This window comes from Pseudoalteromonas tunicata (assembly GCF_002310815.1).
Lineage (GTDB): Bacteria > Pseudomonadota > Gammaproteobacteria > Enterobacterales > Alteromonadaceae > Pseudoalteromonas > Pseudoalteromonas tunicata.
The window spans coordinates 3,083,370-3,096,780 of record NZ_CP011032.1 but is presented as its reverse complement, the minus strand read 5'-3'; the positions used below and the strand labels follow the sequence as shown (position 1 = coordinate 3,096,780).

The 13,411-nt window shown below is 40.9% G+C and carries 9 protein-coding genes; 6 read left to right on the top strand and 3 right to left on the bottom strand.

Translation table 11 applies throughout. The features are described from left to right. Positions 1-26: 26 nt before the first annotated feature. Positions 27-2,300 carry a TonB-dependent receptor plug domain-containing protein gene (locus PTUN_RS14070; protein ID WP_009837603.1) on the bottom strand — a complete coding sequence of 758 codons (2,274 nt, stop codon included), beginning with the start codon at positions 2,298-2,300 and terminating at the stop codon, positions 27-29. A 231-nt stretch (positions 2,301-2,531) separates the two neighbouring features. Here PTUN_RS14070 and prfC point away from each other — a divergent pair, with 231 nt between their 5' ends. The 4 genes from prfC (at position 2,532) to PTUN_RS14050 (ending at position 7,487) form a co-directional block, all read left to right on the top strand. Then, positions 2,532-4,115, top strand: a complete 1,584-nt coding sequence (gene prfC, locus PTUN_RS14065) for a peptide chain release factor 3 (RefSeq protein ID WP_009837602.1) — start codon at positions 2,532-2,534, stop codon at positions 4,113-4,115. A gap of 125 nt (positions 4,116-4,240) precedes the next feature. After that, positions 4,241-5,983, top strand: a complete 1,743-nt coding sequence (gene argS, locus PTUN_RS14060) for an arginine--tRNA ligase (protein WP_009837601.1) — start codon at positions 4,241-4,243, stop codon at positions 5,981-5,983. Positions 5,984-6,063: 80 nt separating this feature from the next. After that, positions 6,064-6,702, top strand: a complete 639-nt coding sequence (gene pdxH / locus PTUN_RS14055) for a pyridoxamine 5'-phosphate oxidase (protein ID WP_040643673.1) — start codon at positions 6,064-6,066, stop codon at positions 6,700-6,702. Beyond that, positions 6,675-7,487, top strand: a complete 813-nt coding sequence (locus PTUN_RS14050; RefSeq protein WP_009837599.1) for a TatD family hydrolase — start codon at positions 6,675-6,677, stop codon at positions 7,485-7,487. The genes pdxH and PTUN_RS14050 overlap by 28 nt, the downstream gene beginning before the upstream one ends. On the opposite strand, the gene PTUN_RS14045 is transcribed toward PTUN_RS14050, so the two are convergent. After that, the gene (locus PTUN_RS14045; RefSeq protein ID WP_009837598.1) at positions 7,457-8,074 is read right to left on the bottom strand and encodes an AhpA/YtjB family protein; all 618 of its coding nucleotides are present in this window, start codon (positions 8,072-8,074) and stop codon (positions 7,457-7,459) included. The genes PTUN_RS14050 and PTUN_RS14045 overlap by 31 nt on opposite strands. Positions 8,075-8,190: 116 nt before the next feature. On the opposite strand from PTUN_RS14045, the gene serB reads away from it, so the two are divergent. Further along, complete coding sequence (gene serB / locus PTUN_RS14040) at positions 8,191-9,198, top strand: phosphoserine phosphatase SerB (protein ID WP_040643747.1); 1,008 nt, start codon at positions 8,191-8,193, stop codon at positions 9,196-9,198. Here the strand turns inward: serB and PTUN_RS14035 are convergent. Continuing rightward, the gene (locus PTUN_RS14035; protein WP_009837596.1) at positions 9,190-11,700 is read right to left on the bottom strand and encodes a PilZ domain-containing protein; all 2,511 of its coding nucleotides are present in this window, start codon (positions 11,698-11,700) and stop codon (positions 9,190-9,192) included. The two genes, serB and PTUN_RS14035, sit on opposite strands and share 9 nt — an antisense overlap. Before the next feature lie 136 nt (positions 11,701-11,836). Between PTUN_RS14035 and radA the strand changes: the two genes are divergently transcribed. Further along, the gene (gene radA, locus PTUN_RS14030) at positions 11,837-13,201 is read left to right on the top strand and encodes a DNA repair protein RadA (protein ID WP_009837595.1); all 1,365 of its coding nucleotides are present in this window, start codon (positions 11,837-11,839) and stop codon (positions 13,199-13,201) included. The last annotated feature ends 210 nt before the right edge of the window (positions 13,202-13,411 follow it).

The window sequence follows — 13,411 nt, the reverse complement described above, 5'->3', positions numbered from 1 at the left end:
TCATTCAAACTTAATTTTAAAGTAAATCAAAATGTCGCGGTTAGCTGCGCGGCAATTGTCCGCCCTGGTTCTGGGTGATAAGGCGGTGCAAAACCAATAGGATTTACGTTAGTTGCAGCATTATATTGTGTAACATCACTACTACCATCTTGGCGGCCCACACCTAAATATTGATGATCAAATACGTTATTAATAATAAGTTGCGGAGTAATGTTTACGTTATTTAACTGCCAACCTTGCCAAGACATCACTAGGTTTGCAATTGAGGCGTTAGGTGCTTTGTGTTCAAAGTAGCTGTTGCTTAGTGGTACACTGCGTGACAATAAATGGTTCATGCGAAAATTAATATTAAGTTGTTCATTTAAAGCGTTATAACTGAGCCCCCAGTTTATTTTATGTTTAGCCGTATGAGCAATTGCTAGGTTGGCAGTATCTTGTTTTCCATCAGTAAATTGATAGTTAAAATAACTTGTTAGACCTTTACTTAACTGCCAATTGCCATCTAAAGAAAAGCCATAAACATCACCACTATTTGCATTGATGTATCGACTGCCACCATCACTATTTTGTGCTTCAAGCGCTATGGTGTCATCTTGTTGGCTAAAGAAAATAGCTGCTTTTAGATTGGCCTTAATATTTGGGTTGCTTGAAAGCCAATGGCTGACTAATTCATATGTGCTAATTGATTCTGGTTTTAAATTATTGTTACCCCGAAACTCATCGCTTAATTCAAAAATGCTGGGTTCACGAAATGCGCGCCCATACAAGAGCTTAATTCGCCAATCGAGTTGTTCGCTCCATTTATCTGCATTGTAAATCAGTCCGAAGCGCGGGTTGGTTGTTGAGCCATATTCATCGCTGTGATCAAAGCGAAATCCAAGGGTATAGTTTATTTTTTCAGTCAACTGTTGCTGATATTGGCCATAAAGTGCGTGTTCTTCTACTTTGCGAGTACCTGCATTACCAGTTTGAAATAAACCTAGCCCAGCTACAGCATCGGCCCAAAGTGATGTGGATACACTGTTTTGACCTGATTGATATTGGCCAAGAGATACAACTTGGTCCATTTTGTTGGAATGCTGAATCCGATAGCCAAGCAGCCAATTAGCGTTATTTTGCGAGACTTCGAGTTGCTGCTCAAACCCAACCTGAGAATTAACGCTATGATAACTTTTGACTAAATCAATAAAACGATAGCTATATTGAAAGCCTGTATCTGGTTTTTGAATGTTTTCGCGATACCATAATTTACTGGTGATCAGGTGATTATCATCCCATTGATAATCAATATCTAAGGCGACATGGCCACTTTGATGGTGCTTTTGAAAGGAGTCAGCTCTGGTTTGATATTCAAAACCAGTGACATAACTTCCAAGTCCTTGACGCTGAACCCATTTATTAAATGATAAAGCAATTTTTCTGATACCGTTATCAAAGTTACTCGGTTGCCAAATTGCTTTTCCTCTTAATGCCCAATCACGGGATTGATTATTAAATCCTGCAGCTTGTTGGGTGTTAGCAAATGGGTTTGCACTATTTTCAATATAATTGCCCTCAATGTATTGCTGAGTCAGTTTGACAGGCCAAGCATGGGCAGAAAAATAACCTGCAGGATCAAATCGGTCTAAGCCCGAATCGCCATCTGTTTCAGCCAATCGCCCCGAAAGCTGTAAATACAATTCACTTAATTGTTTATCAACAGCAAAGCTGGTGGAATGACGATTATTTTGACCAATGAGAGTTGTAACTTGATTGGTTAGCTCATCGTCTTGTGCTGCGGTAATAAAGTGGATAACACCCGAGTAAGCATTTGCGCCATAGCTGGCAGAGCCGGGACCTTGAATGATCTCTATACGTTTTAAATCAGAAAATATTTGTTGATTACCAAAAGGTTGCGACCAATTAAACGCAATATGATTTTGCACTACACCATCAATCAAAATAAGTAGCTGCACATTACCGGGTGAGCCGCCAATGGCGCGATTAATACTATGGGTCGTATATTCGCCAGCACTGTCTTCTACTGTGGCGAAATCAAAACCAGGCACATCACGTAATACATCAATTAAATTTTGGTAACCACGCTCAAATATCGTTTTTGCATTAATAACGGTTACATTAGCAGGCGCATCAATCGCGCGCTGTTTGGTACGACTCGCGCTCACAACTTCAAGATTTAGCAATTCATTTAAAGACATTAAATGTAATGTCTCTAAAGCATATTCTTCTTGTTGTTGTGCTTGGGCAGTATTAAGCCAAGGCAGGGACAACAGAAGTGCAGGCAAGTACGCGTAATTCATTGAATAATTTATCAATAGCTAGGTATTATTTTAACTTAGCATAACTTATTGGATAAGTTTATTGAGCAAAGACAAATTTTTGTCAAAAATCACTAAAACACATGTAACATAAAACGCAATGTTGGTAACTATCTGACCATTTGATAGCTTTGAAGACCTAGTTAAATTATTGGTTTGGTATTATAATTGAGCCCATTTTGATCTTTAAACATTCAGCAATTGGCGGTTTTAATGTCCAGTGTTTCTCCAGAAGTAAGCAAGCGTCGTACGTTTGCCATTATCAGTCACCCCGACGCCGGTAAAACGACGATCACCGAAAAAGTTTTATTATTCGGAAATGCGATCCAACGAGCAGGCACAGTAAAGGGCCGCGGTTCAAATCAGCATGCAAAATCTGACTGGATGGAAATGGAAAAAGAACGTGGTATTTCTGTTACAACCTCAGTAATGCAGTTTCCGTTCAATGATTGTTTAGTTAACTTGCTAGATACCCCAGGCCATGAAGATTTCTCGGAAGATACTTACCGTACGTTAACCGCGGTCGACTCGTGCCTCATGGTTATCGATGCCGCAAAAGGTGTAGAAGACCGTACTCGTAAATTAATGGAAGTAACACGTTTACGTGATACACCTATTGTTACGTTTATGAATAAACTTGACCGTGAAGTCCGTGATCCGATGGAAGTCATGGACGAAGTCGAAAACGAACTTAAAATTGCTTGTGCACCAATTACATGGCCTATCGGGTGTGGTAAAGGCTTTAAAGGTGTTTACCATATTCACCGCGAAGAAACGATTTTATATCAATCAGGCTTAGGTCATACCATTCAAGAAGTTCGCGTGATCAAAGGGCTTGATAATCCAGAGCTTGATGTTGCAATTGGCGACGACTTAGCTGCGCAGTTACGTGATGAGCTTGAACTGGTATTAGGTGCATCTAATGAGTTTGATCATGAGCTATTTTTACAAGGTAAGTTAACGCCGGTATTTTTTGGTACTGCACTTGGTAATTTTGGTGTCGATCATTTCTTAGATGGTTTAACTGAGTGGGCGCCATCGCCATTACCGCGTCAATCTGAAGAGCGTGAAGTGGTAGCTGATGAAGAAAACTTTTCAGGTTTCGTATTTAAAATTCAAGCTAATATGGATCCAAAACACCGTGACCGTATTGCGTTTATGCGTATTGTGTCGGGTAAATACAGCCAAGGCATGAAGATGAATCATGTGCGTTTAGGTAAAACGGTCAGTATTTCTGATGCGGTAACCTTTATGGCGGGCGACCGTGAACGTGCTGCCGATGCATATGCCGGTGATATCATTGGGTTACATAACCATGGCACCATTCAAATTGGTGATACTTTTACCCAAGGTGAAAAGTTAAAGTTCAGTGGTATTCCAAACTTTGCGCCAGAATTATTCCGTCGTATACGTTTGCGCGATCCGTTAAAACAAAAACAATTGTTAAAAGGCTTAGTGCAGCTGTCTGAAGAAGGGGCTGTTCAGGTATTTAGACCTTTAATTAACAATGATTTAATTGTTGGCGCGGTCGGTGTGCTGCAGTTTGATGTGGTCGTTGCCCGCTTAAAATCTGAATACAACGTTGATGCCATTTATGAAAGCGTAAATGTAACAACTGCGCGTTGGGTATCGGGCAAAGACAGCAAAAAATATGAAGAGTTTAAGCGCAAGTGTGAGCCTAACTTAGCACTTGATGGCGGTGATAACTTAACGTATATCGCGCCAAGTCGCGTTAATTTGAATCTATCGATGGAACGTCATCCTGACATTACATTCCATCAAACACGCGAGCACTAATCGTCAGTGCGTTAGGTCTGTATCATAACGCACCATTCTTAATTACGGCCTGCAGTGGCCGTATTATTTAGTCTTTATTATTGAGCTGGTGCTGGTGCAGTATCAGCGACTAAAAGAGAAAGAACATGAACATTCGTCAGTTATTAGTTCAAAGAGCGGTTGCAGCTATGGTTGCAGCAGGCTTACCAGAAGATACAAATCCAGCAGTAACACAAAGTACCCGCGCTCAATTTGGTGATTATCAGATTAATGGTGCAATGGGCGCTGCAAAAAAATTAAAAGCCAATCCTCGTGAGTTAGCACAAAAAATTATCGATCACCTTGATTTAGATGATGTTGCGGCTCAATTAGAAATTGCAGGCCCAGGCTTTATTAACATTCACTTAAAACCTGAGTTTTTAGCGGCGCAACTTGTTGCAGCGAATCAAGATGAAAAGCTTGGTGTGCAAGTGCATGCTAAAGCGCAAAAAGTAGTTGTGGATTACTCATCACCAAACCTTGCTAAAGAAATGCATGTTGGTCATTTACGTTCAACCATTATTGGTGATGCGGTCGTGCGTGCTCTTGAGTTTCGTGGTGATACCGTTGTACGTCAAAATCATATGGGTGATTGGGGTACACAATTTGGTATGCTTATCGCGCATCTTGAAGATTTATTAAATCAAGGTATTGATCTTGAAGCGGTGGCACTGGCAGATTTAGAGTCTTTTTATCGTGATTCTAAAAAACGTTTTGATGACGAAGAAGGTTTTGCTGATAAAGCCCGTGATTACGTAGTAAAACTGCAATCAGGTGATGCGCACTGTGAAAAGCTATGGCGCTTATTCATTAATACGTCAGTAAAACATTCTTCTGAGGTATATCACAAACTGAATGTAACGCTAACGCAAGACGATATTATGGCTGAAAGTGCCTACAACAGTGAGTTACATAATATTATCGCGTTATTAAAAGCGAAAAATATTGCTGTTGAGTCACAAGGCGCGCAAGTGGTGTTTTTAGAAGAGCTTGCCAATAAAGAAGGTGAGCCATCGGCGTTTATTGTGCAAAAATCGGGTGGTGGTTTCTTATACGCTACGACCGATTTAGCAGCTTGTGACTATCGTTCTAACAAGCTCCAAGCCGATCGTATCTTAATATTTGTTGATGCTCGTCAAAGCCTACACTTTAGCCAAGTCGAATTAACCGCCCGTAAAGCTGGTTTATTACGCGATGAAACCAGTTATGAGTTTTGTCCATTTGGCACCATGATGGGTGAAGATGGTAAACCATTCAAAACCCGCAGTGGCGATACAGTTAAACTTGCTGATTTATTAGAAGAAGCAATTACCCGTGCACAAGCTAAATTAGCTGAGCGTGAGTCTGACTTATCTGAACAAGAACGAGCTGAAATCGCTCGTAAAGTTGGAATTGGCGCAGTTAAATATGCTGATTTATCTAAAAACCGTACCAGCGATTATATTTTTAACTGGGACAGCATGTTGAGCTTTGAAGGCGCAACAGCCCCTTATTTACAATACGCTTATATGCGTGTGCGCAGTTTATTTCGTAAAGCAAACATTGATGTAAGTACATTAAACGCGGCAATCACCATTGCAGAGCCGCAAGAAAAGGCTTTAGCGTTGAAATTGCTCCAGCTGGAAGAAGTACTTGATCAAATGATCAATGAAGCGACACCACACGTACTGTGTGCATATTTGTATGAGCTGGCAAGTTTATACATGACGTTCTATGAAGCGTGCCCGGTACTTAAAGATGACATTAGTACTCAATTGCGTGACAGTCGTTTAGTGCTTTGTAACTTAGTGGCCAATACCTTACAACAAGGCTTAGGTTTACTGGGCATTGAAGTGATGGAACAAATGTAATCTGGTAAATAAAAACAGCGCATTAGCGCTGTTTTACTTTAAGGTGAACCTAATTTTACTGTGGATCTGAGGGTATGAAAATGAAGTTGGATGATATTAGAAGGGAATACCTCAAAGATGGATTAGAGCGTGACATGCTTAACGATAATCCATTTGTGCAATTTGAAGCGTGGCTAAAGCAAGCTGTAGAAGCCGATTTACCCGACCCAACGGCTATGGTAGTTGCAACGGTTGATGCAGATGGTCAGCCTTCACAGCGTATCGTATTGCTCAAAAATGTAGATGAAAATGGCTTTGTATTTTTCACCAATACAGGTTCACGTAAAGCACAAGAATTAGCAAAAAATAATAAAATTAGCTTACATTTTCCATGGCACCCATTAGAGCGCCAAGTGATTGTTTATGGCACAGCAAAACCATTGTCGAATCTGGCAGTGACTAAATACTTTTTATCGCGTCCCAAAGAAAGCCAAATAGCGGCGTGGAGCTCAGCGCAAAGCAGGCCAATCTCTTCTAAACAAGTCTTGCTTGAAAAGTTTGCCCAAATGAAAACAAAATTTGCCCAAGGGGAAATACCTCTACCATCATTTTGGGGGGGATATTGTATTGAGCCCCATCAGATTGAGTTTTGGCAAGGTGGCGCGCACCGTCTACATGACCGTTTTATGTATCGCAAACAGCCTGATGGCCAATGGCACATCGAGCGTCTCAATCCTTAATTGTGAATACGTCAACCATTGAGTTAATCGACTCACATTGTCACCTTGATTTTAGTGAGTTCGATTCTAATCGCGGTGAGTTAATTACTTCGTGCCAACAGCAGGGCATTATTAGCCTCATTGTACCAGGAGTGAGTGCGCAGCAATCTTTGTCCTTACTCAACTTTAAAGCGCAGGCTCCTTCGTTTGTAAATATCGCCTTTGGTTTACATCCTTATTTTTTAACGCAAACTGCCGATGCTGATATGCAAGTGCTAACCCAACTTGCTCATCAATATAACAAACAACTTTGTGCAATTGGTGAATGCGGCATTGACCGTGCTCAACCTAACCTTGAATTGCAACAGCGGATTTTTATCGCTCATATTGCGCTTGCCAATGACTTAAAGTTGCCATTGATTGTTCATCATCGGCAAAGTCATGATTTAATCCAAGCCGCATTTAAGCAATGCCCACCGAAACATGGTGGGGTGATCCATGCATTTTCAGGCAGTAAAGAAATTGCAAACTACTATGTTGGTTTTGGTTTTAAGCTTGGTATTGGTGGGATCATTAGTTATGAACGCAGCCAAAAAACACGAGAAACAATAGCAACGATTGCATTAGATAGCTTGCTGATTGAAACCGATGCGCCATCGATGCCTTTATTTGGCGCTCAAGGGCAGCCTAATAGTCCATTGGCTTTGATCGATGTATTTACTCATTTAGTGTCATTAAGGATGGAGCCTGCAGCGGTGATTGCGGCGCAATTGCGTCAATCGTGTAATGATATTTTTCGAATATAACGTAATACTTGCCAGCGCTTGATACCGCGGGCCACTAGCCAAGTGCCAACAATCGATAAAATTAGCATTAACGCAATTTGGCGGCCAAGCTGGTGGAAATACGAATGCCCTTCATGCATGGCAGCGCGGGATAAATAAGTCAGACGCACAAATCCTAAACGTTTTCCCGATTGGGAGATAATCGGCTCAATCACCGGCGTTAATAATTGCGAGACACCCGGCAGTGCTTTTGGCTGATTAATTTGTTCTTTGTACAAATAGCCGTTGTTACTTTTTGTGATGAGTTCACCAAAGGGATCAAAAATTGCCGCCGATTGCACATAAGGATCTTGCACCAAATTATTAACAATGCGCTCAAGTGCCGCTTTATCATCGACTCTAATCGCGTCTCGTGCGGCCAAAGACATTTGCAAGGCCAAGCTCCGAGCTGTGGTGTGAGATTGTTTTAATAAGATGTCATGGCTTTGAAAGCTCGAATTAAATGCAATATTTACAAAAATAAATAGGCATAACAAAGCAAGACTCAATCGAGTAAGTCTTTGGTAACGGGATGCAACTGCTGGGTTTTTAAGTTGTGTTTTTTTCATAATGCTCAATGCTCTACTGACAGTGTGCGCATTTCTTGGTAAAAATGCAATACGACTAAGTGACAGCAGCAGTTTATGGGCAAAGTAGCTTAGAAATCTTTTTTATTGGAGTATTTATGCCCATGTTAGATTGGTCAGCATTAGTATCACAAGTCACTGAGCAAACTTTAGTTTTAAATCAGTGGTACCGCAGTCGTTTAATGAATGATGGTGATGTTTTGCCACCAAACAACGAGGTGCAATATTTAGTTGCGTTTGATGGTGAGCTTAACGCTGCGGTATTAACTCAATTACATGCATTTTTAAATGAGCAGCACATAACCGACTGCCAAGTGTGCCTTTATCAACCTCTGAGCGAATTAAAGCCAGCCCTTGCAATTGCATTTTCGCCAGAAAATCCAATTGTGCGTGAGCGATTTGAGTTATTACAAACTGAAGTTTCATTGCAACTTGCATTATTTTCGACGCCACCGACCTTAAGTCAGCCTGGCTTATTGGTAATGGATATGGATTCGACCGCGATTGAGATTGAGTGTATTGATGAAATTGCGCGTTTAGCTGGTGTGTATGACGAAGTTTCTCAAGTCACAGCTCAAGCAATGCAAGGGGCATTAGAGTTTTCTGAGAGTTTGCGTTTACGGGTGGCGAAACTTGAAGGCGTTGAACAGGTTTTAATTGATCAACTCAAAGCGCAGTTGCCGCTTATGCATGGCGTGCAGTCACTGTGTAGCGTGCTTAAGCAACATAACTGGAAACTTGCTATTGCATCGGGTGGATTTATTCCTTTTGCCCAGCAAGTACAGAGTTTGCTTGAGCTTGATGCAATTCATGCCAATGAACTTGAATCAAAAGATGGCGCGCTAACAGGGCGAGTGCTGGGCACGATTGTTGATGCTGAGGAAAAACGAAATTTTTTACTGCGTTATGCTGATCAATTAGGGTTATCTCTTAGTCAAACAGTGGCTATGGGCGATGGCGCAAACGATCTTAAAATGATGCACTGTGCTGGTTTAGGTGTCGCGGTGCACGGCAAGCCGTTGGTTGCTAAAATGGCCGATGTTGCTGTGCAGCATGGTTCTTTATTGCAAGTGATTTACTTTTTAGCGCTACCGCCGTTAGCTTAAGGTTAATTTCTGCAGCCAGTTCTTTTTACGCAGTGCCATATTATGAAGTAATTTAGCTTCGATATTATAACGCTGCGTTAATTCATCTGTAATTTCAATCATTTCACCAACACACACCACAGACCATAATTCTTCTTCTAATACGCGGGCTTTGTGCTGCGCGTACTGGCTGATGTAGCTAAGCTCTTTGGCTAAATATTCAGTATCAGGGCGACCGGTACGAGATAGAAAAATGCGAAAGCCAAAGAATAAATCTTGTTGTGCTGATGCTGTAATAAAACTCTTTTTACTGAGTGAGGTATATTCAGTCGGTACATAATCACACATAAGCGCTTTATCTAGACTTTTTATTAGCGGGTTAAAGCGAATATATAAATCAATTTGCAGCGGTGGGTCTTGGCGTTTGAGAGTTTTTAAACGTGGTAAAAAGATATCATTAATCACATTTTCTGGCATAAATTGCGCAAGCGAAAAATGCTCAGTTAATAAATTAAAATGTTGTAATAAAAAGTGAAAATGAGTGGGGTAAAGGCCTTTGGCAATTGCACCCACCTGAATGTTTGATGCTTTTTTATGAAGATAAAACGGAAATTGACAGACGTTTTTAGTCACTATATTACGCAGCGCCGCTGAAAGCCCTGGCACTTTTGGTGACTCTTCAGAGGCTTGTAATTTATCTTTATTATTGGCAATCAGTTGGGTGAAAAAAATAGAACCTTGATGAGGTGTATCGGGTGTTGGTTGATAACTTCTTAAATTAACAATCGTTTTGGTTTTACTGATAGCCATGATTTCATAAGGTAACTTACTTAATTGGTGCTTTTTAGTGATTTTTTGTAAATCAGGAAACGCGACCAATAACAAATCACCTTTTTCGTAGCGCGTAGGCTCGGCAAGTTCAATTTGCAAGCCATTTTCGGAAAAATCGAGGGTATGGGCAACTACTTTAACGCTTTCTTCTTGCTCAAATTCAATGGTTGTTTTGTACAAATAACGCGTCTCTGCTCGTAAGTTTATGTATTCTAAAGCAACCGCATCAAGAGGGGCATAGGCTTTTTGTTTTGCGTGACCAAATTGTTTTAGTGCATTTACTTGCTCTTTCTTAAAGCTGTTTTTTTGATATTCAGCCGTAGCGGACGCCGTAGTGATATCAGTCAACAAGACTAAATATTTAATATCTTGAAGCATCCCTTGCACTCTAGGTGAGGGCGGCTTATTAAATTTAGCGATGTCGGTTCCTGCGGTTTCAGGTAAAGACAACGGGATAAAGGCATCGGCGTCTAAGCACGGTACCATTTGCACTACAAACGTGCGCCAGCTTGGTTTGTGGCTACCAAATCCTAAAAATAACTCTTTTAAGGCAGGAGTTTGGCTCAACTCAAGATCGGTGGCTGTGTAAAAAAACAATTTTCCACCTGCAATATGGTTAAAACTATAAAGCGTGGTGGTTTTTACGTGACTGGTTTGACTGGTCAAGGCTTGAATTCGGGCACTATTGAGAATGCTTGATAAAACAGGGTGTTTATTTTCGTCGATGAAGTAGCGTAACGAGTTGATATTATTTTCGTTTGTTAAACTTAAAGTGGGTTGTAGTTGTTGATTATTTTCACTTAAAAACAAAAATAACGAGCTAACACGAGGTAAATAATATTGCTCATAGCCTTTTACAATCACGGCTTCTAAAGTGTTGTCGATATTCACTTTATAACGGCGTTTATTGCCATGAATAAAGCTACGCAAAAAGTCATCGAAGGCGCTGTTATTTTCATCATATGTTCGCTTTAAGCGAATATAATTAAAGTCACTATTACTACTATCAACTGCAACAACCTCATATTGCACGCCATCCTTGAGGCCGAGCTCAAAATCTTGCTCTAGGCCAACTAGGCGCAATCGCAACATTTGTCCTTGCGTCACTTCATAGCGATTTGGCAGTTTCACTTTGCAGCCACTGACAGAAATATCTGATGTATTGGCTTCGATTATATTTTTACTAGAAAGTGCTATTTTGACTCGAATAGAGTAATTCATCCGCTCTTCTGAGCGGGTTTCATAACTGGCAAACTCGACAAGGTGAGTTAAAGGAACTTTCTTTTCTTCGACTTGGGTCAGAATAGGGGCCGCTTGGCCTGTTTCTTTGGCTTTACGTTGCATGACTTTGTGGTTGTTATCGGTATTCATCACTGCTTCGTAGACTGCTAAGGTGTAACCGCCATGCTGTTTTATGGCTTTTTCAAACACTTCAATGGCTATATTATCCATAAAGTGTTGTTTGCCTTGATGTTCGTACGGTTTTACGTCGCCTGTTACTTGGCCGCGTAAATCAATAAAACGCTGCACCGGTTGAGATAGCCGATTCATTTCCATTTTTAATAAGAATTGGTCGGGCTTGGATAATGCTTTGGTTTTGGTTTGAAAAAACTTATCAAAATTAGCCGAGCCAAGTTTTTCTCGAAGTTCATCGATTAAAGTTTGATACTTGAGCAAGACATCATCAGACATAAAAAACCATCACCTTTATTTTTGAAAACTCTGTATAATCACAGTATTGAATCACTTAACAGTGCTGTTAGAGAATAACTAATTTATTTATAAAAATCTCTAATTACCTCACTGCAATAAATATGCCTTTGAACTTATGGTAAAAAAGAAAACTGCCTTTGTCTGTAACGAGTGCGGCGCTGAATTTTCGCGTTGGCAAGGCCAATGTACAGAATGTAAGGCGTGGAATACTGTTTCTGAATTTCGAGTGCCAACCATTAAACCAAGTGTTGGTGCCACAGCTGGCTATGCCGGTTTTGTTGAAGCAAAAGTACAGCGATTAGACGAAATCAATTTAAGTGAATTGCCTCGTTTTAGCACCGGCTTTTCTGAGTTTGACCGAGTATTAGGTGGCGGGGTTGTACCGGGTAGTGCTATTTTAATTGGTGGCTCGCCTGGTGCAGGTAAAAGTACCGTGTTATTACAGACCATGTGTTTATTGGCTGAAAAAATGACCGCGTTGTATGTCACTGGTGAAGAGTCGTTACAGCAAGTGGCGATGCGTGCTAAACGTTTAAATTTACCAATCAATAAGTTAAAAACCTTAGCTGAAACCAATGTTGAAACTATTTGCCAGCTCGCTTTAATCGAAAAACCACAAATTATGGTAATTGACTCAATCCAAGTGATGCATATGACCGATGTGCAATCATCACCAGGTAGTGTGTCGCAAGTGCGAGAAAGTGCCGCTTATTTAACGCGCTTTGCCAAGCAACATCAGGTCGCCATTATTATGGTTGGTCATGTTACTAAAGATGGTTCTTTAGCTGGGCCTAAAGTACTTGAGCATTGTATTGATTGCTCTATTTTGCTCGAAGGGGAAAGTGATAGCCGCTTTCGTACTTTACGCGGCAATAAAAACCGCTTTGGTGCGGTCAATGAATTGGGTGTATTTGCGATGACGGAGATGGGTTTAAAAGAAGTGAGTAATCCATCGGCTATCTTTTTAAATCGTTCTAGTGAGCAAAGCCCAGGTTCGTTAGTGATGGTTATTTGGGAAGGCACTCGCCCCTTATTGGTTGAAGTGCAAGCTCTTGTTGATTATTCGCAGCTGGCAAATCCGCGCCGAGTAACCGTAGGTATGGAACAAAACAGGTTAGCGATGCTGCTTGCAGTATTGCATCGTCATGGTGGGTTGCAAGTGGCTGACCAAGATGTATTTGTGAACGTAGTAGGCGGCGTTAAAGTGACTGAAACCAGTGCAGATTTAGCTCTGATTGCAGCACTGGTTTCAAGCTTTAAAAACTTTGCGTTATCACGTGAGCTAGTGGTGTTTGGGGAAGTGGGGCTTGGTGGTGAAATTCGCCCAGTACCCAGTGGCCAAGAGCGGATTAAAGAAGCCGCAAAACATGGCTTTAAACGCGCCATTGTGCCTCAAGCCAATAAACCTAAAGAAGCCATTCCAGGCATGGAAGTGATTGCCGTAACCACCCTTGCTCAGGCGTTAGAAGCACTTTTTTAAACTATAGAACCTCGAATTTAAACACCTTGTTTTTATCAAAGCCGAACTTGTTCGGCTTTTTCATGGCTTTTCGCTGCACATAATTTGCAATTTATGTAATTTGGCCAAGACTATTGGGCTGAAAAAGCAGATAATTACGCCAATTAAGATCAATGTACTTTGGGTGCGCTCAATCTCGTTTTAAACCGAGTAAAAGCGTGCTTTTTAGCA